21 protein-coding genes and 1 pseudogene are annotated in these 21,992 nt (G+C 72.5%); 10 read left to right on the top strand and 12 right to left on the bottom strand.

Annotated features, from left to right (window positions below):
- Positions 1-26 precede the first annotated feature (26 nt).
- Positions 27-506, top strand: a complete 480-nt coding sequence (locus ABZ622_RS35020) for an SRPBCC family protein (protein WP_360550267.1) — start codon at positions 27-29, stop codon at positions 504-506.
- A gap of 28 nt (positions 507-534) precedes the next feature.
- Here the strand turns inward: ABZ622_RS35020 and ABZ622_RS35015 are convergent, their stop codons facing one another.
- Positions 535-1,665 carry a PLP-dependent cysteine synthase family protein gene (locus ABZ622_RS35015; protein WP_360550265.1) on the bottom strand — a complete coding sequence of 377 codons (1,131 nt, stop codon included), beginning with the start codon at positions 1,663-1,665 and terminating at the stop codon, positions 535-537.
- Between the two features lie 205 nt (positions 1,666-1,870).
- On the opposite strand from ABZ622_RS35015, the gene ABZ622_RS35010 reads away from it, so the two are divergent.
- Entirely contained in the window at positions 1,871-2,188 is a 318-nt protein-coding gene (locus tag ABZ622_RS35010) for a hypothetical protein (protein ID WP_259933348.1), read from the top strand.
- 217 nt (positions 2,189-2,405) lie between these two features.
- Complete coding sequence (locus ABZ622_RS35005) at positions 2,406-2,897, top strand: ATP-binding protein (RefSeq protein ID WP_360550302.1); 492 nt, start codon at positions 2,406-2,408, stop codon at positions 2,895-2,897.
- 81 nt (positions 2,898-2,978) lie between these two features.
- Here ABZ622_RS35005 and ABZ622_RS35000 read toward each other — a convergent pair whose 3' ends face one another.
- The 5 genes from ABZ622_RS35000 to ABZ622_RS34980 form a co-directional block, all read right to left on the bottom strand.
- Positions 2,979-5,543: an FtsX-like permease family protein gene (locus ABZ622_RS35000; protein WP_360550263.1), complete on the bottom strand. Its 2,565-nt coding sequence runs from the start codon at positions 5,541-5,543 to the stop codon at positions 2,979-2,981.
- 4 nt (positions 5,544-5,547) lie between these two features.
- Positions 5,548-6,342: an ABC transporter ATP-binding protein gene (locus tag ABZ622_RS34995; RefSeq protein ID WP_360550261.1), complete on the bottom strand. Its 795-nt coding sequence runs from the start codon at positions 6,340-6,342 to the stop codon at positions 5,548-5,550.
- Positions 6,339-6,629, bottom strand: a complete 291-nt coding sequence (locus ABZ622_RS34990; RefSeq protein ID WP_360550259.1) for an SHOCT domain-containing protein — start codon at positions 6,627-6,629, stop codon at positions 6,339-6,341. Before ABZ622_RS34990 ends, ABZ622_RS34995 begins: the two co-directional genes overlap by 4 nt.
- 464 nt (positions 6,630-7,093) lie before the next feature.
- Positions 7,094-7,525 carry a hypothetical protein gene (locus tag ABZ622_RS34985; protein ID WP_360550257.1) on the bottom strand — a complete coding sequence of 144 codons (432 nt, stop codon included), beginning with the start codon at positions 7,523-7,525 and terminating at the stop codon, positions 7,094-7,096.
- A gap of 280 nt (positions 7,526-7,805) precedes the next feature.
- On the bottom strand, positions 7,806-9,020 hold the full coding sequence (locus tag ABZ622_RS34980; protein ID WP_360550255.1) for an ROK family protein: 1,215 nt from the start codon (positions 9,018-9,020) through the stop codon (positions 7,806-7,808).
- Between the two features lie 298 nt (positions 9,021-9,318).
- Between ABZ622_RS34980 and ABZ622_RS34975 the strand changes: the two genes are divergently transcribed.
- Both ABZ622_RS34975 and ABZ622_RS34970 read left to right on the top strand, forming a co-directional pair.
- Entirely contained in the window at positions 9,319-10,557 is a 1,239-nt protein-coding gene (locus ABZ622_RS34975; protein ID WP_360550253.1) for an MFS transporter, read from the top strand.
- 43 nt (positions 10,558-10,600) lie between these two features.
- The gene (locus ABZ622_RS34970) at positions 10,601-11,356 is read left to right on the top strand and encodes a maleylpyruvate isomerase family mycothiol-dependent enzyme (RefSeq protein ID WP_360550251.1); all 756 of its coding nucleotides are present in this window, start codon (positions 10,601-10,603) and stop codon (positions 11,354-11,356) included.
- A gap of 48 nt (positions 11,357-11,404) precedes the next feature.
- Here ABZ622_RS34970 and ABZ622_RS34965 read toward each other — a convergent pair whose 3' ends face one another.
- Positions 11,405-11,806: a MarR family transcriptional regulator gene (locus tag ABZ622_RS34965; protein WP_360550249.1), complete on the bottom strand. Its 402-nt coding sequence runs from the start codon at positions 11,804-11,806 to the stop codon at positions 11,405-11,407.
- An 87-nt stretch (positions 11,807-11,893) separates the two neighbouring features.
- On the opposite strand from ABZ622_RS34965, the gene ABZ622_RS34960 reads away from it, so the two are divergent.
- Complete coding sequence (locus ABZ622_RS34960) at positions 11,894-13,396, top strand: MFS transporter (RefSeq protein WP_360550247.1); 1,503 nt, start codon at positions 11,894-11,896, stop codon at positions 13,394-13,396.
- A gap of 96 nt (positions 13,397-13,492) precedes the next feature.
- Here the strand turns inward: ABZ622_RS34960 and ABZ622_RS34955 are convergent, their stop codons facing one another.
- The 3 genes from ABZ622_RS34955 to ABZ622_RS34945 all read right to left on the bottom strand — a co-directional run bounded on the left by ABZ622_RS34955 (position 13,493) and on the right by ABZ622_RS34945 (position 16,218).
- Positions 13,493-14,158, bottom strand: a complete 666-nt coding sequence (locus ABZ622_RS34955; RefSeq protein WP_360550245.1) for a response regulator transcription factor — start codon at positions 14,156-14,158, stop codon at positions 13,493-13,495.
- Positions 14,155-15,417, bottom strand: a complete 1,263-nt coding sequence (locus tag ABZ622_RS34950; protein WP_360550243.1) for a sensor histidine kinase — start codon at positions 15,415-15,417, stop codon at positions 14,155-14,157. The genes ABZ622_RS34955 and ABZ622_RS34950 overlap by 4 nt, the downstream gene beginning before the upstream one ends.
- Positions 15,418-15,510: 93 nt before the next feature.
- The gene (locus ABZ622_RS34945; RefSeq protein WP_360550241.1) at positions 15,511-16,218 is read right to left on the bottom strand and encodes a TetR/AcrR family transcriptional regulator; all 708 of its coding nucleotides are present in this window, start codon (positions 16,216-16,218) and stop codon (positions 15,511-15,513) included.
- Between the two features lie 127 nt (positions 16,219-16,345).
- On the opposite strand from ABZ622_RS34945, the gene ABZ622_RS34940 reads away from it, so the two are divergent.
- The gene (locus ABZ622_RS34940; RefSeq protein WP_360550239.1) at positions 16,346-16,798 is read left to right on the top strand and encodes a nitroreductase family deazaflavin-dependent oxidoreductase; all 453 of its coding nucleotides are present in this window, start codon (positions 16,346-16,348) and stop codon (positions 16,796-16,798) included.
- A 77-nt stretch (positions 16,799-16,875) separates the two neighbouring features.
- On the opposite strand, the gene ABZ622_RS34935 is transcribed toward ABZ622_RS34940, so the two are convergent.
- Complete coding sequence (locus tag ABZ622_RS34935) at positions 16,876-18,090, bottom strand: geranylgeranyl reductase family protein (protein WP_266918100.1); 1,215 nt, start codon at positions 18,088-18,090, stop codon at positions 16,876-16,878.
- A 183-nt stretch (positions 18,091-18,273) separates the two neighbouring features.
- Between ABZ622_RS34935 and ABZ622_RS34930 the strand changes: the two genes are divergently transcribed.
- Both ABZ622_RS34930 and ABZ622_RS34925 read left to right on the top strand, forming a co-directional pair.
- Positions 18,274-19,638 (top strand): dipeptidase, encoded by a 1,365-nt coding sequence (locus ABZ622_RS34930; protein ID WP_360550237.1) that lies wholly within the window; start codon positions 18,274-18,276, stop codon positions 19,636-19,638.
- 36 nt (positions 19,639-19,674) lie between these two features.
- Positions 19,675-20,001: pseudogene (locus tag ABZ622_RS34925) on the top strand (hypothetical protein); the annotation flags it as partial.
- Here ABZ622_RS34925 and ABZ622_RS34920 read toward each other — a convergent pair.
- A complete protein-coding gene (locus ABZ622_RS34920) occupies positions 19,963-21,000 on the bottom strand; it encodes an NUDIX domain-containing protein (protein WP_360550235.1) in 1,038 nt (345 codons plus the stop codon). The pseudogene ABZ622_RS34925 and the gene ABZ622_RS34920 sit on opposite strands and share 39 nt — an antisense overlap.
- A 268-nt stretch (positions 21,001-21,268) precedes the next feature.
- Between ABZ622_RS34920 and ABZ622_RS34915 the strand changes: the two genes are divergently transcribed.
- Positions 21,269-21,790, top strand: coding sequence for an excalibur calcium-binding domain-containing protein (locus ABZ622_RS34915; RefSeq protein ID WP_360550233.1), 522 nt, complete (start codon positions 21,269-21,271; stop codon positions 21,788-21,790).
- Positions 21,791-21,992: the final 202 nt, after the last annotated feature.

The following is a 21,992-nucleotide window of genomic DNA, read 5'->3' as shown; positions in this document are numbered from 1 at the left end:
CGCCGACCGCACGGGAGGTGCGTTCCATGCCACGCCGACTCCGTTCCGTGGAGCTCGATTTCGTCGAATCCGCTCCGCTGCGACTGGTCTTCGCCGCCGAGGTGTCCGCGGCTCCCGAGGACGTCTACCGGGCGCTCGCCGACGATGTGCCGGGCTGGCCGGACTGGTTCACGGCGGTGACGTCGGCCCGGCCCACCGAGGACGGCACGGGCCGCGCGGTCCGGCTCAGGGGCGGCTTCGTGATCCACGAGACGATCATGGCGGCGGAGCCCGGCAAGCGGTACGCCTACCGGGCCGACCGGACCAACGCCCCCGGGATGCGGGCCCTGTTGGAGGAGTGGCTGCTCACCCCGGCCGGGACGGGTACACGGGTGCGGTGGACGTTCGCCGCCGACGGTTCCGCGCCCTTCCGGTTCTCCCTGCGGCTGGCCCGGTCGGGAATGGGCCGGTCCTTCCGGGACGCGGTGCGCGAGCTCGACCGGCGGCTGACCGGATCCGCGGCCTGAGCCCCCGCGCCCCGCTCCGGCCCCGCGATCAGGGCCAGTTGCCGTCGGCCAGGAACGAGTCGATGGTCGCCGCGTACGGGGTGATGTCCAGGCCCTGTGCGGCGAGCCAGCTGTCGGAGTAGTACTTGTCGAGGTAGCGGTCGCCCGGGTCGCAGATCAGGGTGACGATGCTGCCCGTGCTGCCCTGCTCGACCATTTCCGCGACCAGTTTGAACGCGCTCCACAGCCCGGTCCCGGTGGAGCCGCCGGCCTTGCGCCCGATGGCCTGCTCCAGGGCGCGCACGGCGGCGACGCTGGCCGCGTCCGGCACCTTCATCATCCGGTCGATGGCCCCGGGCACGAAGCTCGGCTCCATCCGGGGCCTGCCGATGCCCTCGATCCGGGAGCCGCAGTCGCTGGTGGCCAGGGGGTTGTGCTGGGTCCAGCCGTCGAAGAAGCAGGAGTTCTCCGGGTCGGGCACGCAGATCCGGGTGTCGAACTGCATGTAGTGCACATAGCGGGCGATGGTCGCCGAGGTGCCGCCGGTGCCCGCCGTGGCGACGATCCACGCCGGCTCCGGATAGCGCTCCAGCTTCAGCTGCTGGTAGATCGACTCGGCGATGTTGTTGTTGCCGCGCCAGTCGGTGGCCCGCTCGGCGTAGGTGAACTGGTCCATGTAGTGGCCACCGGTCTCCGCGGCGAGCGTGGCGGACTCCTCGTACATCTTCCGCGAGTCGTCGACGAAATGACATCGGCCGCCGTGGAATTCGATCAGCCGGCACTTCTCGGGGCTGGTGGTGCGCGGCATCACGGCGATGAACGGCACACCGATCAGCTTGGCGAAGTACGCCTCCGAGACGGCCGTCGATCCGCTGGACGCCTCGATCACCGGCTTGCCCGGCCGGATCCAGCCGTTGCAGAGCCCGTAGAGGAAGAGCGAACGGGCCAGCCGGTGCTTGAGACTGCCGGTGGGATGCGTCGACTCGTCCTTGAGATAGAGGTCGATGCCCCATGCCTCGGGGAGCGGGAAGCGCAGCAGATGAGTGTCGGCCGAGCGGTTGGCGTCGGCCTGGACCTTGCGTACCGCCTCCTTCAGCCAGGCCCGGTACCCGGCGTCGGAGCGGTCGATGTCGATCGTCGCCGCGGCCCGGCCGTCGCCGCCGTGCTTTTCGTTGCCCATCAGCGCGTTCCTCCTCGTGTCGCCATCACTCCGCCGACAACGGTATTCCCCCCACCTGCACAAACGTTCACTTTGATGCTCCATAGCCCTGCCTTGGCGTCGGCGGGCCGGCATCTTCGCAACCGGACCGCGACGCGGCCTGGCGCGGCGGTCCCGGTTTGTGCAGACTTCCCATCAGAAGTGTCACGAAGGGGGCGAAGCAGCCATGCCGGAAACGGAGTTCAGTGCGACGGGGGTACGGATCGAGCGGTGGGCCCGCTCGCTCACCAGGGCCGGGCAGGTGATCGTCAAGGACGGCAGGCTGGCCCTGCTGACGAGCAACGGACGGGAGATCGACAGCGCCCCGGTGGTGTCGGTGAGCGCGGGCAGGCCGTGGTTCGCCGGAGCCGGTGCGGCCGTGGCCCGCCTCAACGGGACGCGCTACCGGCTGACGATGGGGCAGCGCAACCGCGGTCCGGACCGGGGCGGCCCGACCCGCCGGTTCCTCGAAACGCTGCGCAGCGCGGGTGGACGGATGACCTGACCCCGAGGGCCGCACCGGTCCATCGCGAGTTGCGGAGCTATGACCCCTGGGCGACATTGGACACGTCACTCATGGTTCACCGGCGGTGACACTGAGATCCATGCCGCCGGAGACCGGATCAGCGGCCGGCCGGCCGCGCGATCCGTTCCTTCGTCTTCTTCCGGACCTATTTCGGGGAGTCGCAGCCGTGATCAGCGAGCCAAGCAGGCACTGCACGGTGGAGCTCCAGGCCCTGCCGTCGCGGATCGGTCAGGTCCGCAGAATCGTCTCGGCGCAGTTGCGCTACTGGCATCTCGATCCTCTGATCGACCAGGCCGCGCTCGGCGTCACCGAACTGCTGACCAATGTCCACCGGCATGCCCAGCCGGACAAGTCATGCACCGTCGAGATCGAGTTGCTGCTCGAACGGCTGACGGTGTCCGTCCACGACCACGACCCACGGCTGCCGACCGTGCGTGAGCCCAGCTCGTCCAGCACGTCGGGGCGCGGGCTCGCACTGATCGCCGCGGTCAGCGAGAGCTGGGGGGTCCGTCCGAGGGGCGGGGCCGGGAAGGTCGTCTGGTTCACCCTTCCGGCGCCTCCGCGGAGCTTCGCGCTGCCACCGCATCCGGTGTACGGGGCCACCACCGACGGGCCGTTCGAGCTGGACTCCGCCACGTATCCGGAGAGCGGTACGCCCTCCGCCGCACGGTCGGCGGTGGTCGGCTGACCTGCCGGGCCGGCGGGCGGACCGTGACACGACGGGGAGGGGCGAGGCGCCGGGCGGCGGCTCGCCCCTCCCCGTCGTGCGCTACTGGGCGGCGATCGCGCGGAGCACGTTGAGCCGCGCGGCCCGGCGGGCCGGGCGCAGGCCCGCCAGCGCTCCGGCGGCGATCCCCACGAGGGCGACCGCCAGGAGCCGCAGCGGCGGCAGGTCGAAGGCGACGGCGGTGTCGCCGGCGGACGCCTCGACCAGCACCCAGCCGAGGAAGCCGCCGAGAAGCAGTCCGCCCGCCGTGCCGAACGCAGCCACCAGGACGGACTCCCAGCGAACCATCGAGCGCAGCTGGCCCCTGGTCTGTCCCACGGCCCGCAGCAGGCCCAGCTCCCTGGTGCGTTCGTGCAGGGCCAGGGTGAGCGTGTTGGCGATGCCCAGCAGGGCGATGAGCACGGCGAGTGCCAGCAGGGCGTAGACCAGGGTGAGCATCATGTCGATGGCACCGGCCGAGGACTTCGCGTATTCGCCGCGGGTCTGTACGTCCGGGTCGCCGTACGCCGCCGCGGTCTTCGCGACCGCCGCCCTGCCGTCGGCGGTGGAGACCCCGGGTGCGAAGGAGACGGCGATCAGCGAGTCGGCGTCCTGTGCGCGGTGCGGGGCCCAGGCCCGGCGGGTGATGACGTAGTCGCCCGCCAGTTCCGGCCGGTCGTATACGGCGCGGACGGTGAAGTCCTGCCGCGCGCCGTCGGTGAAGGTGAGCCGGACCGGGGATCCGGGGCGCAGACCGCGCTCGGCGGCCTCGGTGGCGGAGACGGCGATCCCGTTCGTACCGAGCGCGGTCAGTGAGCCGTCGACCCGGCCGAGGTCGAAGACCCTGCCGAGCGCGGCCGGGTCGGTAACGGTCAGGGCGCGTCCGGCGCCGTCGACCTCCGCGACCCCCTTGCCCAGGCCGACGGCGGCGGCGACCTGCGGCAGCCGGCCGACGGCCGGGGCGAGACGGGGGCTCAGTCCGCTGCCGCCTGCGCCGAAGGCGGGCGCGCTGATGGCGACATCGCCCGCGAAGGACCGGTCGACGGTCCGGTTCATGGTCGCCTTCAGCGAGGCGCCGAAGACGGTGAAGAGCGAGACCACGGCGACGCCGATCATCAGCGCGGTCGCGGTGGACGCGGTCCGCCGGGGGCTGCGCAGCGCGTTGCGCCGGGCCAGCCCGCCGGTGACGCCGCGCAGCCGGCCGAGCGGGGCGCCGAGGGCCCGTACCGCGTACGCGGCGGCGACCGGGCCGAGGATCACGAAAGCGGCGAGCACCGCCACCGCTCCGATGGCCGACAGCCCGACCGAAGAGGTGGCCAGGGTGCCGCCCAGGACGACGCCGACAGCGGCCACCAGCAGCACCACTCCGGTGACGGCCCGGGTCCGGGACGCCCCCGAGCCGTCGACGGCGCTCTCGCGCAGGGCGGCGAGCGGCGCGGTGCGTCCGGCCCGGATGGCGGGCAGCAGGGCGGAGCCGAGGCAGACCAGGACGCCCACGGCGAGCGGCAGCACCAGAGAGACGGCGCCGATCACCAGCGGACCGGCTGGGAACGGGAATCCCACGGCGGGGAAGAGGGCCTGCAGTCCGGCGGCGATGCCGATGCCGCCGGCCAGACCCGCGGCGGAGGCGATCACCGCGACCGCGGTCGCCTCGACGAGGGTCGCGACGACGACCTGACGGCGTGCCGCGCCCAGCGCGCGCAGCAGCGCGTTCTCCCGGGTGCGCTGGGCGACGACGATGGCGAAGGTGTTGTGGATGGAGAAGGTGGCGACGAGCAGCACGATCCCGGAGAACACCAGCAGCAGTGTGGTGAACAGGCCGAGGAAGGCGCCGGAGATCATGTCCCGGTTCTCGGCGGCCGCCGCCTGCCCGGTGATGGCCTCGACGCCCTTGGGCAGCACGGGCCGCAGCGCGTCGACGAGTTCCCGCCGGCCGGTGCCGGGGTCGGCGCGGACCTGGATGGCCGATGCCTCGCCGGGCTTCGGCGTCAGGTACTTCTCGGCGTCGGCCTGTGTCATGGCCGTGTAGGTGACCTGCCCCATGCCGTCCTGGCCGCCGAAGGTGGCCAGCCCGACGATCCTGACGTGTACGGGGTCGGGGGTGCGCAGCACGGTCGTGTCGCCGATCCCGAGCCCGCCCCGGTCGGCGGTGCCCCGGTTGATGACGACCTCGCCGGGGGCGGCGGGGGCGCGTCCGGCGGCGAGCCGGTACGGGTTGAGTTCCGGGTCGTCGATCCAGTTGCCCGCGAGGGTGGGCGGGCCCTGGCCGCCGATGGGTTTGCCGTCGGCGCCGATGAGCTGGCCGGCGCCCTGGATGTCGGGGGCCGCCGCGGCGACGCCGGGGGTCCGTTCGATCCGCTTCACCAGTGCGGTGCTCACCGGCTGCCGGGTGCCCCGGGTGTCACCGGCGACGGTGATGACGTCGGCGCCGCGCACCACGGCGTCGGTACCGGCGTTCGCGTTGGCGAACATGGTGTCGAAGCTCGCGCGCAGGGTGTCGCCCATGACGAGCGTCCCGGTGAGGAACGCGACGCCGAGCAGGACGGCGACGAACGTACCGGCGAAGCGGCGCTTGTGGGCGCGGAGCGAGGAGATGCTCAGGCGTACTGAGGCGCGGGTGCCGTTCATGCCGTCACCGCCTGCGCGAGGGGTGGGGGGCGAAGGACTTGAAGCGGTCGAGGACGCGCTCCGCCGTGGGGTCGGGCATCCGGTCGACGAGCCGGCCGTCCGCCAGGAAGACCACCTCGTCGGCGTGGGCGGCGGCGACCGGGTCGTGGGTGACCATGACGACCGTACGGGCGGTCTGCCGGACGGTGCGGCCGAGCAGCCGGAGCACTTCCTGGCCGGAGCGGGAGTCGAGGTTGCCGGTCGGTTCGTCGGCGAAGACGACATCGGGGCTGCCGGCGAAGGCCCGCGCCACCGCCACCCGCTGCTGCTGTCCGCCGGACAGCTCGCCGGGCCGGTGGTGCAGCCGGTCCCGGAGGCCGACGGTGTCGATCAGGGTGTCGAGCCACTCGCGGTCGGGCCGCTCCCCCGCGAGGTCCAGAGGGAGGGTGATGTTCTCGGCGACGGTGAGCGTCGGCAGCAGGTTGAAGGACTGGAAGACGAAACCGATCCGGCTGCGGCGCAGCAGGGTGAGCCTTCGGTCGTCGAGTGCGGTGATGTCAGTGTCACCGATGAAGGCGGAGCCCGAGGTCAGCGTGTCGAGCCCGGCGGCGCAGTGCATCAGGGTGGACTTGCCGGATCCGGAGGGCCCCATGATCGCGGTGAAGCGCCCGGCCGGGAAGTCGACGTTCACCCCGTCCAGTGCCCTGACCCGGGTGCCGCCCGCGCCGTAGAGCTTCACGGCGTCGACGACGCGGGCGGCGGGGGCGGGAGTGGCGGCGGGGGCGGGGGCGGGTTCGGAGCTGGGGACGGTGGTGGTCATGCCACGCCTCCCTTGCTGCCGCGGCCGAACTGTTCGTCCAGGACGGAGAGCCGGCGCCAGTACTCGTCCTCGTCGATCTCGCCGGCCGCGAAGCGCCGGCCGAGCAGGGTGATCGGTGACGGCTCGGTGGGTGTTTCTCCGGTGACGCGGTTCTGCCAGGGTCCTCGTCGGCCGCGCCGGACGGTACGGCGCAGCAGGGTGACACCGCCGATGACGACGGTCGCCCAGAAGAGCGGGAAGAGGAGGATCCAGGGTCCGGGTCCACCGCTGTACGCCAGGGTGTTCATCTCGGTCGGCTCCCTCGGTTCAGGATTCGGATTCGGGTTTTCCCGATGCTTCCGAGCCTGGCCCGAAGAGGGGGGCCGAGTCGTCGTACGGCCGGCGGCCGTGTGCGTACCTCCCGGGGAGTACGTCGCGCCCGTGCGGCTGCTCCCGAAGGCGCCCTGGGCGTACCGGCGTTGCTTCGCGCAAGCACACGGTCCGGGAACCGAATGGGCCCGGCACCGGGCCCATTCGGTTCGGATGGTTCCCGAGGAGCGGAGGTCTTGCCCGGCGTCTCGATCCGGACGAGCAAGTAGGAGCTCGTGTTCAACTGCCGCCAGGTTCCCCGTGCGCCATGTTCCACGGCCATGGGGGCTGCGCCGGCGGATTGCCCGTCAGGGGCGTCGGCACAACGAAGGGGCACCGCCGCGGCGAGGGCGCACGGCGGTGCTCGGGCACGGTTCCTGCTCGTCCGGAGTCCTGTCCGGATTCAGTGACTGTCGCCGGCTCCGATCTGGAGCCTCGTCAGCGCAAACACGATCATGAGGTCGAGCGCCATCATGGGGATGGCCCACGCCGGGTAGTACGGAACGAACATGAACTGGGTGATCAGACTGATGCCCGCGGCTGCCACGCCGGCTCCGCGGCCCCAGCTCTTGTCCAGCAGGACTGCCAGGCCGGCCACGACGAGCCCCACTCCGATCACGAGGTGGATCACACCCCACGTGGTCAGGTCGAACCGGTAGGCGTAGTGGGACGAGACGGCGAGCAGGGTGTCCTGCGCGATGCCCGCGGCGCCCATCAGAATGCTGAGTGGCCCGCTGAGCATCAGCGCTGCCCCGGCGAACAGGGACGCGCCGTTGACCTTTTCGCTGTCGGGCGCCCCGTGCCTCGGCCGATTGCTGTCCGGCATCGCTGTCATGGCCGTCGCCTTCCTGTACAGCGCGGTCAGCGCCGCACACTGCCCGTGCGAAGCCGGCCACGCGCCACTGCCAGGATCACCGCAATCCTTCGGCGCCGCGACTGCAGGGCCCGCCGCGTGGGGGCGACGGCGGCCGGCACACCGCCGCGCCGGTGCGGTGGTGTGCCGGCCGGACGGGGCGCGGCACCCCGGACACCGGTGTGCGGCGTGCGGCGGAACGGACGGCTTCGGACGCCTACGACGCCGGGGCCGGGGGGCGTACGGCCGCTCGGTGGCCCCGTCAGGCCAGCGCTGCCAGCGGATCGTCCAGCACCGGCTGCCAGGCCAGTTCCGCCGCGCCGACCAGGCTGTTGTGGTCGAGCGTGCACGGGAGGATCGGGACGCTGCCGCTCCGCCCCCACAGGCTGCGGTCGGCGACCACCGCACGCAGCCGCTCCGGGTCCGCGTCGAGCAGGGCGCGGTGCAGTCCGCCGAGGATGATGCGGTCCGGGTTGAGGATGTTGACCAGGCCGGCGAGCCCGAGGCCGAGCCGGTCGATCAGCTCTTCGGCCGCGGCCCGTACCGCCGCGTCCCCGTACTCCGTGCGGAGCAGGTCGCCGGCCTGCTTGAGCAGCGATTCCTCCGGGCCGGGTTCGCGGCGGGCGGCGACGAGGAAGGCCAGCGGGTCGGTCTCGACGTCCAGGCAGCCGCGCCCGCCGCAGTGGCAGGGGCGCCCCTCGGGGTTCACCGTGAGATGACCCACCTCCAGCGCGAGCCCCGAACTCCCGGTGTGCAGGCGGCCGTCGAGGACCAGGGCGCCGCCCACACCCCGGTGTCCGGTGGCCACGCAGAGCAGATGCTGGGCGCCCCGGCCGGCGCCGTGCCGGTGTTCGGCGAGCGCGGCGAGGTTGACGTCGTTCCCGGTGAACGCGGGGCCGGGGATGCCCGCTCCGCGTACGCAGTCGGCGAAGATCTCGCTCACCGGCGCACCGGCCGGCCAGGCGATGTGCAGCGGGTTGAGGGCGTTGCCCTCCGGTTCGGCGACCGCCGAGGGCACCGCGAGGCCGGCTCCGACGCAGCGCAGGCCGCTGTCCCGCAGCAACCGGGCGCAGTCGTCGACCACTTCACCGATAACCTGGGCCGGGTCCGCCGTGACGGTGACACAGCCGGGAGCGGTGGCCACCAGCCGCCCGCCGAGCCCGACGAGCGCGGCCCGGAATCCGTCGGCGTGCACCTGGGCGGCAATGGCGACGGGGCCGGACTCCCGGACGGACAGCCGGTGCGAGGGGCGGCCCTGCGAACCGGCGGCGGAGCCGGGCCGGGAGTCGACCTGGATCAGGCCGAGTGCCTCCAGCTCCGCGGCGACCGCACCGGCCGTCGCCCGGGTGACTCCGAGCTCGGAGGTGAGGACGGCGCGGGTGGGCGCGCGTCCGGTGTGGACCAGCTCCAGCGCGGGTCCGAGCGCGCTGCGGCCCCTCTCCAACTTTGTCCGGGTGGTGGACACCTTGCCGTTCATGGGGGCGAGTCTCCCACGGTCCGGGGGTACGGCCGACGCCCCGGTGGCACGGCCGATGCCCCGGTGGCCCGGCTGTGCGCCGGGAGCGCGTCCGGGGAGCCCGCCCGGCCCGCGCTCCCCTCGGCGCCCTGCCCGCACCCGGCGCCGCGGGCCACACCCGGCGGACGTACGGCGGGACTTCGCGGAAACGCACCGGAAGCCGCGCGTCCGGACCGGGGCCGGATCCGGGGAGAAGGCCCCGCCGAAGCGGCGGACGGCCGTCTTGCGCCCGTTGTCGTGGCGCCCCTATGCTGAGTTTGTGCCGCAACTAAACAAACTGCGGACGGCCCTACCGGGGGGACCGGGCGGAAACACCGCCGCGCCTCCGTCGGCCCGCCTCCGTACCGCCCTGACCGTGTTCTTCGCCCTCGACGGCTTCCTCTTCGCCGGCTGGGTGGTCCGTATCCCGGCCATCAAGCACCAGACCGGTGCCTCCGCCACCACGCTGGGCCTCGCCCTGCTCGGAGTGTCCGCCGGGGCCGTGGTGACCATGATGCTCACCGGCCGGCTGTGCCGACGCTTCGGCAGCCATCCGGTGACCGTGGTCTGCGGCGTCCTGCTCTCCCTCTCCATCGCCCTGCCCGCGCAGACCCGTTCGGCGCTCGCGCTCGGCCTGGTCCTGCTGGTCTTCGGTGCCGCGTACGGCGGGATGAACGTGGCGATGAACAGCGCCGCAGTCGATCTGGTCGCCGCGCTCGGGCGCCCCGTGATGCCGGGCTTCCACGCCGCCTTCAGTCTCGGCGGCATGATCGGCGCCGGGCTCGGCGGGCTGGTCGCGGGCGGCCTCTCCCCCGCCACCCATCTCCTGATCCTCACCGGGGTCGGGCTCCTGGTCACGGCGGTGGCGGGGCCGGTGCTGCTGCGTCACCCGGCGCCCCGGCCCCCGGCCGAGGCCGGTGCCGGTGCCGGTGCCGGTGCCGCCCAGGCTCGCCGACCGAGCGGAAGGGCCCGCCGGCTGGTGCTCCTGTTCGGCCTGATCGCGCTCTGCACCGCCTACGGCGAAGGCGCACTGGCCGACTGGGGCGCACTCCACCTGGAGCAGGACCTGCACGCCCACCCCGGCGTCGCGGCGGCCGGCTACTCCTTGTTCGCACTGGCCATGACGGCGGGCCGGCTCAGCGGTACGGCGCTGCTCGAACGGCTCGGCCAGACCCGCACCCTCGTCGTGGGCGGTGCGACGGCCGCGGTCGGAATGCTGCTCGGCTCGCTCGCCCCCACCACCTGGCCGGCCCTCCTCGGCTTCGCCGTCACCGGTCTCGGCCTGGCCAACATCTTTCCGGTCGCGGTCGGCCGGGCCGGTGAGCTGGCCGGGCCCGGCGGGGTGGCCGCCGCGTCGACGCTCGGCTACGGCGGGATGCTGCTCGGGCCGCCCGCGATCGGCTTCCTGACCGACTGGTTCTCGCTCCCGGTGGCCCTCACCACGGTGGCCCTGCTGGCCACCGCGGCCGCCGCGCTGGGGTACGGAGTACGCAACGCGACCCATCCACCGGTGGCCTGAAACACCGGGCCGGGATGCTCGCCCCACTGACACAATCGGAGCCATGGAGATCACGGACCACGTCAAGTCCCTGGCCGCCGAGGGCCTGTTGCTGGCGGCCGCCGCGCAGGAGGCGGGAACGGATGCCCCGGTGCCGACGTGTCCGAAGTGGCGGGTGCGCGATCTGCTGCGGCACACCGGGACGGTGCACCGCTGGGCGACCGCGTTCGTGGTCGAGGGCCACACCTCGTACCACCCCGACGGCGGGGAGCCCGATCTGGACGGGCCGGCACTGATCGACTGGTTCCGCGAGGGCCACGGTCTCCTGGTGGACGCCCTGGACGGCGCACCGGCCGGGCTGGTGTGCTGGAGCTTCCTGCCCGCGCCGTCCCCCCTGGCCTTCTGGGCCCGGCGGCAGGCGCACGAGACCACGATCCACCGGGTGGACGCGGAGTCGGCCCGGGGCGGGCGGCCGTCACCGGTCCCGGCCGCTCACGCGGTGGACGGGATCGACGAGCTGCTGTGCGGGTTCCACGCCCGCCCGAAGAGCCGGGTGCGCACCTCGGAGCCGCGCTCCCTCCGGGTGCGCGCCACGGACGTGGACGCCTGCTGGACCGTACACCTCTCGCCGGAGCCGCCACGGGCCGCGAGGGTGGACGGGGCGCCCGAAGAGGGGCCTGTGGACTGCGAGTTGACCGCATCGGCCGAGGAGCTCTATCTGACGCTCTGGAACCGGCTGCCGCTCGCCGCGATCACCGTGACGGGCGATGCGGAGCCCGCCAGGATCTGGCGCGAGAACTCCGGAGTCACCTGGTCCTGAACCGCCGGGGCCGGGGCCCGTTGGAGCCGACGGCGACCTGCGCCGCGCTCACTCCGCCGCCCCGTCGAGCATCCGGGCGAGCACCGACCTCTGCAGCGGCTTCACCTCGGCATGGCGCGCCCGGCCCTTCGCCGTCAGCTCCACCTGGACGCCCCGCCGGTCCTCGCTGCACATTCCCCGGCGCACCAGGTCGTCCTTCTCCAGCCGCGCCACCAGACGGGACAGCGCGCTCTGGCTGAGGTGGACCCTGGAGGCCAGCTCCTGTACGCGATAGGCGCAGTCGCCGTCCTGGGACGTGCCCTCCGCCAGCACGTCGAGCACCTCGAAGTCGCTGGCGCCGAGGCCGTGCCGGTGCAGCTCGCGGTCGAGCTCACAGAGCGTCCTGGCGTGCAGCGCGAGGATGTCCCGCCACTCGTCGACGAGCGCCCGCTCGGACTTGTTCGCTGCCATGACCGCACGTTAGCAGAGATGACACCGATTGTTGCACCGTCATTAAATGCACTTGCATTCAATGCATGCGCATGTACTGTGCTCCGCATGACCACTCCGCTCAACGTCCCCGATTCCCATGCGCGTTGGAGCCCGCGCCTGTGGGGCACGCTCCTCGTGCTCTGCGCCGCCATGTTCCTGGACGCCCTCGACGTCTCCATGGTCGGCGTCGCCCTGCCGTCCATCGCCGACGATCTCGGACTGACCACCTCGACCCTCCAGTGGATCGTCAGCGGCTACATCCTCGGCTACGGCGGGCTGCTGCTCCTCGGCGGCCGGGCCGCCGATCTGCTGGGCAGGCGCCGGGTCTTCCTCATCGCGCTCGGCGTCTTCGCCCTCGCCTCGCTGCTCGGCGGATTCGTCGACTCCGGACCGCTGCTGATCGCCAGCCGTTTCATCAAGGGACTGAGTGCGGCGTTCACCGCGCCCGCCGGTCTCTCGATCATCACCACCACGTTCAAGGAGGGCCCGCAGCGCAATCGCGCCCTGTCCATCTACACCACCTGCGCGGCCACCGGTTTCTCCATGGGCCTGGTCCTCTCCGGCCTGCTCACCCAGCTGTCCTGGCGGTGGACGATGCTGCTGCCCGCCCCGATCGCCCTGATCGCCCTGGTCGCGGGTCTCAAGCTGATCCCGCACAGCGACCGCGAGGACACCCACCGCGGCTACGACCTGCCGGGCGCCGTCACCGGCACGGGGGCCATGCTGCTGCTGGTGTTCACCGTCGTGCAGGCGCCGGAGGCCGGCTGGACCTCCGCCCGCACGCTGCTGTCGTTCCTCGCCGTCGCCGTACTGCTCACCCTCTTCGTCACCATCGAGCGGCGCACCGCGAACCCACTGATCCGCCTCGGGGTGCTGCGCTCCGGGAGCCAGGTCAGGGCGCAGTTGGGGGCCGCGGCCTTCTTCGGCAGCTATGTGGGCTTCCAGTTCCTGGTCACCCAGTACATGCAGTCGCTGCTCGGCTGGTCCGCGCTGGAGACCGCGCTGGCCTTCCTGCCCGCGGGGGTGCTGGTCGCCCTGTCCGCCACGAAGATCGGTGATGTGGTGGACCGGTTCGGGACACCGCGCGTCATCGCGGCCGGGTTCACGTCCCTCGTCGTCGGCTACGCGCTCTTCCTGCGGATCACCCTCACGCCTTCGTACGCCGTGGTGATCCTGCCGTCCATGCTGCTGCTCGGCGCGGCCTGCGCGCTGACCTTCCCCTCGCTCAACATCCAGGCCACCAACGGGGTGGACGACGACGAGCAGGGCATGGTCTCGGGCCTGCTGAACACCTCGATCCAGGTCGGCGGGGCGATCTTCCTGGCGGTCGTGACCGCGGTGATCACCGCGCACGGCAGTGGCGACGGATCGCGTCAGGCGGTCCTGGACAGTTACCGGCCCGGCCTGGTCGTGGTGACCGTGGTCGCGTTCGCCGGACTGCTGATCACGCTCACCGGGCTGCGGCGCCGCCGGCCCGTCCAGCACACCGTGCTGGTCGCGTCGTCCGGGACGGACCGCGTGGCGGAGGCCGCGGCGACGTCCGCGCGGAAGGTGTCCGTGCGGGACTGACCACCGGGCGAGGGGGACGGTGCGGTGTCCGGCCGGGGGCCTGCCCGTCGGCCGGGCACCGCATCCGTACGCCGCCGTGCCCCGTCCGCGCCGGGGTCAGCCGAGCCAGCCCGGCCGCACCAGCCCCGACTCGTAGGCCAGCACGACGAGTTGGGCGCGGTCGCGGGCGCCCAGCTTCACCATGGTGCGGCTGACGTGGGTCTTGGCGGTGAGCGGGCTGACGACCAGGCGCCGGGCGATCTCCTCGTTGGAGAGACCGATGCCGACGAGCGCCATCACCTCCCGCTCCCGTTCGGTCAGCTCGCGCAGCCCGGTCGCCACCGCGGGCTCCTTGGAACGGGCCGCGAACTCGGCGATCAGGCGCCGGGTGACCCCGGGCGACAGCAGGGCGTCGCCGCCCACCACCGCCCGTACGGCGCGCAGCAGTTCATCCGGTTCGGTGTCCTTGACCAGGAAGCCGGAGGCCCCGGACCGGATCGCCTCGAAGACGTACTCGTCGAGCTCGAAGGTGGTGAGCATGACCACCCTGACGTCGTCCAGCCGGGCGTCCTCGGTGATGGCTCGGGTCGCGGCGAGGCCGTCGAGACGCGGCATCCGGATGTCCATCAGCACGATGTCGGGCCGCAGTTCACCCACCAGGCGCACGGCCTCCGCGCCGTCGGCGGCCTCCCCGGCCACCTCGATGTCGGGCTGGGCGTCCAGCAGGGCGCGGAAGCCCGCCCGGACCAGCGACTGGTCGTCGGCGAGCAGTACGCGGATCACGGCGTCTCCTCCTTGTGTGCCGCCGTGCCGGACGAACCGGACGGCAGCGGAAGCTCGGCGCGCACCCGGAAGCCGCCGTCGGGCCGGGGGCCCGCCTCGATCGTGCCACCCAGCGCGGCGGCCCGCTCCCGCATCCCCGCCAGCCCGTTGCCGCTGCCTCCGGCGTCACCGCCGGTGGCGGGTCCTTCGTCGTCGATCCGGAGCCGGATCCGGCCGGGCGCGTAGCCGATCCCGACCTGTGCGGTACGCGATCCGGAGTGCCGGACCACGTTGGTCAGCGCTTCCTGCACGATGCGGAAGGCGGCGAGATCCGCGCCGGGCGGCACGGCCGGACGTTCGCCCTCGGTCTCGACGGTGACGGTCAGTCCGGTGCGCGCCGCCTGCTCGACCAGCTCGGGGAGCCGGCCGAGTCCGGGGGCCGGGGCCCTCGGGGCATCGCCGGGGGTGCGCAGGGTGTCGAGGACCTGGCGGACCTCGCCCAGCGCCTCCTTGCTGGCTGCCTTGATGGTGGTCAGCGCCGCACGCGCCTGCTCGGGGTCGGAGTCCAGCAGCGCGAGCCCCACACTCGACTGGACGTTGATGACGGAGATGCTGTGGGCCAGTACGTCATGGAGTTCACGCGCCATCCGCAGCCGCTCCTCGTCGGCCCGGCGCTGCTCGGCGGCCTCCCGTTCCGCCCGCCGGTCCGCCCACTGCTCACGTCGTACGCGTACGAACTCGGCGGCCGCGATGATGGCGACCACCCAGGCGGCGATGCCCAGTTCCTGTCCCCAGGCGGCGGGGTGGTCGTCGGAGGGCGGCAGCCACCGGTAGAGCCAGTGCGCCACCAGGACGTGCCCCAGCCACACCATGACCACGGCCGACCAGGCGGCCCGCCGGTGTCCGGCGACGACGGCGCTGAAGCAGCCGACGGCGACGGCCAGGAAGACCGGACCGTACGGATAGCCGGCCGCCAGATAGGTCATCGCCGCGGCCGAGCTGCCGAAGACGGCCACCACGGGGTGCCGGTGACGCACCAGGAGCACGGCGACGGCCAGGAAGAGCAGCAGCCGCGCGAACAGGTCCAGCGGGGCCCGCTCGTCCATCTGCCCCTGGGCCGCGACGGTGGAGCCGATCATGACGACGGCGCCGATCAGGATCGTCGACGGCCAGGGCAGCCGGGTGGCGGACCGTCCCGGTGCCCCGGTCAGCCACCGCGGCGGCTCGCCGTGCGCCCAGGGGGGACCGCCGCCGCTTCCGTGTGAGCGCTGCTCTTCCATGCGGCCACGCTAGACCGCGGGCCGCGCCCCGGGCGTCAGCCGGGCGTGGTCATCACCCGTACTCCCTGGGGAGTACGTCGTACGGGAGAGCCCTCAGCCGTTGCCGCCGGCGGGCAGGCCGACCGTGCGGGCCATCTCGGTGACCGCTTCCCGGAAGAAGGCCTCCCGGACCTCCACCACCCGGTGGAACTGGCCGAAGATCTCGAAGGAGATCAGTCCGAACAGCTGCGCCCAGGCGGCGATCAGCGGAGGGGCGGCCTCCGGCGGGAGGTCCGGGGCGAATTCGGTGACCATCCGCGCGGCCTCCGCGCGCAGATCCCCGGCGAGCGGCGGCAGGACCAGGCCGTCGGCGCGGTGGGCGTCCGCGACCAGGGCGATCAGGACGAGGCCGACGCGGGACGCGGGGCCGACCGTCGCCTGCGGTGCGGTGTAGCCGGGCACCGGCGAGCCGTAGATCAGGGCGTACTCGTGGGGGTGGGCGAGGGCCCAGTCACGCACGGCGCGGGTGACGGCGATCCAGCGGGCGAGGTGGCCGTCGCTCCCGGCGGCAGCGGCCCGGTGGGCGGCCTCGGCGGCCTCGCCCACGGAGTCGTACGCGTCGACGATCAGGGCGGTGAGCAGCTCGTCCCGGCTGGGGAAGTAGCGGTAGATGGCGGAGGACGCCATCCCGAGCTCCCGGGCGACGGCGCGCAGCGACAGCTTCGCGGCACCCTCGGCCGCGAGCTGTTTCTTCGCCTCGTCCTTGATGGCGGCGGTGACCTCGATACGGGCCCGTTCCCTGGCTCCTCGGACAGTGCTCATGGTCAGCAGTCTGCCACGGAAGCAGAGCACCGACCAACAACGAGAGCAGTGCTCTTGATTTTGAGCACCCATCCATGCACACTGATCTCAAGCGAGAGCACCGCTCTCAAAACCTTGGGGAGTCACCATGTCTCAGCCGTACTACCTTCGCGGCAGCGCCCTCAGCGTCCGGATGAACGGCATCGTCGGCCGGCTCGCCCGTCATGGCCTCAGCATGTTCGGCTCGGCCGAGATGTCGGTGCGCGGCCGCAAGAGCGGGCAGATGCAGCGGGTGCCCGTGAACCCCCACGCCCATGAGGGCGCGCAGTACCTCGTCTCCGCCCGCGGTCACTCCCAGTGGGTGCGCAACATGCGGGCGGCCGGCGGCGGCGAACTGCGGGTGGGCCGCAAGGTCCGCGAGTTCAGCGCCGTGGAGATCCCGGACGACGAGCAGAAGTCGCTGATCATCCGCACCTACCTGGAGCGGTGGGGCTGGCAGGTCAACGACTACTTCCAGGGCGTCACCGCGGAGTCCTCGGACGCCGAACTGCTGGCGGCCTGCCCCGACCACCCGGTCTTCCGGATCTCCGTGGAGAGCTGACCGGGCGGCCCGGCAGGCGGCGGTTCGACAGTCCGGCAGTCCGGCAGTCCGGCAGTCCGGCAGTCCGGCAAGAGCCTCTAACGGTCCATCGCGTTGAGCGCCCGCTGCGCCAGCGGATGCGTACGGACCAGTTCGCCGAGCGAGGTCGTGCCGCGGGTGATTCCGGCGAACGCGTTCCAGGCCGGGCGGAATCCCGTCAGCACCGCGTGCAGCACCCCCGGACGGCGCTCGAACAGCTTCAGCATGCGCCGCCCGACACCCATCTCGACGCCGAGGCCCGCCTTGATGGCGAACGCGTAGTTCAGCGCCTGTCGGCGGGCGTCCACCGCGTCGTGCGACTCCGCGATCCGGACCGCCCACTCACCGGCCAGCCGCCCCGACCGCAGCGCGAACGAGATCCCCTCGCGGGTCCACGGCTCCAGCAGGCCCGCCGCGTCGCCGCACACCAGCACCCGCCCTCGCGACAGCGGCGAGTCGTCGCTGCGGCAGCGCGTCAGATGGCCGGAGGAGATCTTCGGCTCGAAGCCGGCCAGGCCGAGCCGGGCGACGAAGTCCTCCAGGTACCGCTTGGTTCCCGCCCCGTCGCCCCGCGCCGAGATCACACCCACGGTCAGGACATCGCCCTTGGGGAAGACCCAGCCGTAACTGCCGGGCATGGGGCCCCAGTCGATCAGCACCCGCCCCGCCCAGTCCTCCGCGACCGTGGCCGGAACCGGGATCTCGGCCTCCAGGCCGAGGTCCACCTGGTCGAGCTTCACCCCGACATGAGCTCCTATCCGCCCCGCGCTGCCGTCGGCACCGACGACCGCGCGGGCCAGGACCGTCTCGCCGCCGGAGAGCACCACGGCGACCGTGCGCCGGTCGGGCACCGAGGCGCCGTGCTGCTCGACCCTCGTCACCGTCGCGCCGGTGCGCAGTTCGGCGCCCGCCTTCTGCGCCTCCTCGACCAGGCCCGCGTCGAACTCCGGGCGGTTGATGAGCCCGAAGAGCATCCGCTTGGAGCGGCGGGTCCGCGCCAGCCTGCCGTTGAGCGAGAACGTGACCGCGTGGATCCGGTCCCGCAACGGCAGTTCGAACCCCGGCGGCAACGAATCACGCGAAAACCCGATGATGCCGCCGCCACATGTCTTGTACCGGGGAAGCTCCGCCTTCTCAAGGAGCAGCACCCGTCGGCCGGCGACCGCCGCCGCGTATGCCGCCGAGGCTCCGGCCGGTCCGCCGCCGACTACGACGACATCCCACACGGACGACTCTTCGTGCTCCTGTACGGCGTCTGCGTTCTCGCTGCTCACGATGTGCTTCTGCTCCCGATCCCACCAGTGGCCCATGCTGCTCACGGCATCCTACGGCGCGTTGCTCCCGGCCCCCGCTGTGGGAGGATCGACCGTACGTTCGTCCCGCATGCGACGCCGCACACTCGGTGCGCATGTGGCCGGATTCGTACATATAACGTCGCACCCACGAGGAGCGTGCCCATGACCGCCCGTCCGATTTCCGAGACCATTGCCTCGCTGATGCCCCGCGCCAAGGCGGAGCTGGCCGAGCTGGTGGCCTTCCAGTCGGTGGCGGATCCCGCGCAGTTCCCGAAGAGCGAGTGCGAGGCGGCGGCCGACTGGGTCGCCGACGCGCTGCGCGCCGAGGACTTCCGGGATGTCGCCCTTCTCGACACCCCCGACGGCACCCGGTCGGTCTACGGCTTCCTGCCCGGACCGGCCGGCGCCCCGACCGTACTGCTCTACGCGCACTACGACGTCCAGCCGCCGCTCGACGAGTCCGCCTGGCTCTCACCCCCGTTCGAGCTGACGGAGCGGGACGGCCGCTGGTACGGCCGCGGCTCGGCCGACTGCAAGGGCGGGTTCATCATGCACCTGCTCGCCCTGCGCGCCCTCAAGGCCGACGGAGGCGTCCCGGTCTCCGTGAAGGTGATCGCCGAGGGCTCCGAGGAGCAGGGCACCGGCGGTCTGGAGCGGTACGCGGAGGCGCACCCCGAACTGCTGGCCGCCGACACCATCGTCATCGGTGACACCGGCAACTTCCGGGTCGGTCTGCCGACGGTCACCGCGACGCTGCGCGGCATGACCATGCTGCGGGTCTGCGTGGACACCCTCGAAGGCAACCTGCACTCCGGGCAGTTCGGCGGCGCCGCCCCGGACGCGCTGGCCGCGCTGATCCAGCTGCTGGCGTCGCTGCGCGCCGAGGACGGCACCACGACCGTCGACGGGCTCGCCACGGACACCGAGTGGGACGGACTGCAGTACCCGGAGGCCGAGTTCCGCAAGGACGCGAAGGTCCTCGACGGTGTCGGGCTGATCGGCTCGGGCACGGTCGCCGACCGCATCTGGGCCCGGCCCGCGGTCACCGTCATCGGCATCGACTGCCCGCCGGTGGTCGGCGCGACGCCGTCGCTCCAGGCGAGCGCGCGGGCCCAGATCAGCCTGCGGGTCCCGCCGGGCCAGGACGCCGCCGAGGCGACCGAGCTGCTGACCGCCCATCTGAAGGCGCACGCCCCGTGGGGCGCCAGGGTCGCGGTGGAACAGGTCGGCCAGGGCCAGCCGTTCCGCGCGGACACCTCCAGCCCGGCCTACACGTCGATGGCGCAGGCGATGGCGGCCGCGTACCCGGGCGAGGAGATGCAGACGTCCGGCATGGGCGGCTCGATCCCGCTCTGCAACACCCTCGCCGCCCTGTACCCGGAGGCCGAGATCCTGCTGATCGGCCTGAGCGAGCCGGAGGCGCAGATCCACGCGGTGAACGAGAGCGTGTCGCCCCAGGAGCTGGAGCGGCTGTCGGTCGCCGAGGCCCTGTTCCTGCGCAACTACGCGGAATCCAAGCAGGTCTGACCGTCCGTCACCCGTAGCCCGGGCCCCGATCGAGAACGCGGTCAGGGCCCGGACCCAGGCCGAATCGGCCGGATCGTGATCACCCAGGGCACTGCGACCACTGCGGCACGGCGCGGGAGTTCGCCGACCGGCACAGTGCCGAGATCCTCGCCCATGACCTGGGCGCCTCGGTGATGCCGGGCGTCCTGAACACCGACCGGGCACAGACCGCGGCCTCCTTCCGGCGGCCGGCCACGCTGGAGCCGGCCACGGTCTGCTTCGGCCATGGTCCGCTTCGGGCACGGCGAACCGCTCACCGCGGACGCCGCCGCGCCGATGCGTGCCTCAGCCGACCGGGACGCCCGCCTCCAGATTGAGTACGGCCGACCGTTCCCGGGCACGCAGCGCCCAGCGAAGGCGTTCGTACCGGGTCGGGGGCAGCATGGTGGCCGCCTCCGCCTCGGTGACGAACCGCCAGCCGCGCAGCTCGGAGCCGGGCAGCAGCAGTCGCTGCGCGTCCGCGCCGGTCAGCAGGCCGCCGTCGAAGAGCAGCCGCAGGCCTCCGTAGCCGGGCGGCCGGGGTGCCTCCCAGTCGACGACGAGGAGCTTCGGCACCCGGTCGAGACGGATGCCTATCTCCTCGGCCACCTCACGGATGCCGGCCTGGGCCGGCGCCTCGCCGGACTCGACGACTCCGCCGGGGAATTCCCAGCCGGGCTTGTACGTCGGGTCGACGAGCAGCACCCGGTCGTGCTCGTCGAAGAGCAGGACGCCGGCCGCCACGGTCTCCGCGGTCGGCTCGGGTGTCTGCACGATCTCGCACGGGGTGGCGGCGCCGCTGCCGATTGCCTCGGCGATGCGCTCGGCCGTCGCGTACGGGGTGAGCGCGCCGGTGTCGATGGCGTAGGCGTCCCGGGTGAGCCAGCCGAGGGCCGCCCGGTACGGCTCGATGTGTTGGCGGGCCCACTGCCGTACCCGGTCGCTGTGCGCCGGGTCGTCGGGATACTCCACGCGGTCGGCGATCCGTTTACGCAGGATCGTTTCCTCGGACGAGAGCAGGACATGACGCACCGCGATGCGCCGGGAGGCCAGCCCTCCGAAGATCTCGTCGCGGTACTCCTGCCTCAGCAGAGTCATCGGCACCACCAGCACACCGGACACCTCGGAGAGCAGGGCCGCCGCGGTGTCCACCACCAGGCGCCGCCAGATCGGCAGGTCCTGGAAGTCCGTCACCTCGGCGAGTCTCTTCTGGGGCAGCAGCTGCCGCAGCCCCGCACCGATCAGTTCTGGGTCGTAGAAGGTGCTGTTCGGGATCAGATCGATCAGTTCACGCGCGGCGCTCGTCTTGCCCACGCCGAACGCACCGTTGATCCAGACGATCACGGTTCCCCCTCTTCCGTAGCCCCCTGTGGCTTGCCCGCAACACCCTGCCGCGAAAACCCGGTTGTGGCGATGCCTGCTTCCCGGGCGGAACCGGCGGCCGTGCACCGCCGACGCCACCGCGAGCTGCCGCGATCTCCGGACGACCGCCGGACGGCCACAGCCTTTCCACCCCACCATCACAATTTCATCACCACCGGAATATTTGAATCCTGGGCACTCGCCGGGACCGTTACGGTCATCTCTCCATGAGCCGCACCAGGGGGGACATATGTCTCAAAGTCAGCAACCGCCGTGGGGACCGCCGCCACCGCCGCCCGGCAACACCCCGTACGGGCCGCCCGTGCCGCCGGACCGTCGGCCGAAGTGGGCGCGGAAGCGAATAGTGATCCCGGCCGCCGTCGTCCTGTTCCTCGTGGGCGTGGGCATCGGGGCCGCGGACGATCCCGCCGCGACGCAGAAGACCGCGGCCGCGAAGGCCGCGCCGTCCGCGACGGTGACCGCGACGGCCACGGTGACGGCCACCCCGGTGCCGTCGGTCACCGAGACGGTGACCGCAAGCCCGGAGCCGGCGCCGACCGTCACGAAGACCCGCACCGTCAGGGTGACCGTCCCGCCCGCGGCCGAGGACGACGGCTCCTCCGGCGGATCCGGTTCGGGCGGGGGCAGCTCCAGTACGTACTACGCCAACTGCACCGCCGTGCGCGCGGCCGGCGCCGCGCCCATTCGCGCGGGCGAGCCCGGCTACGGTCGCCACCTCGACCGGGACGGGGACGGGGTGGCCTGCGAATAGCCGCCCGGAGCGGTCCCGACCCTCGGGTCCGGCGGCTACCCCTTACCGGACCCGAGGGTGAGGCCCGCGATGAAGTGGCGCTGGAGCAGCAGGAAGACCACGATCGTGGGCAGGGCGACGATCACCGAGCCCGCGGCGAGCAGGTTGTAGTCCGTGAAGAACTGGCCCCTGAGGTTGTTCATCCAGCGGTTTCTTCGACAGT

The organism is Streptomyces sp. NPDC007164 (assembly GCF_040634135.1).
Taxonomy (GTDB): domain Bacteria; phylum Actinomycetota; class Actinomycetes; order Streptomycetales; family Streptomycetaceae; genus Streptomyces; species Streptomyces sanglieri.
This window is presented reverse-complemented; position numbering and strand designations above follow the sequence as displayed.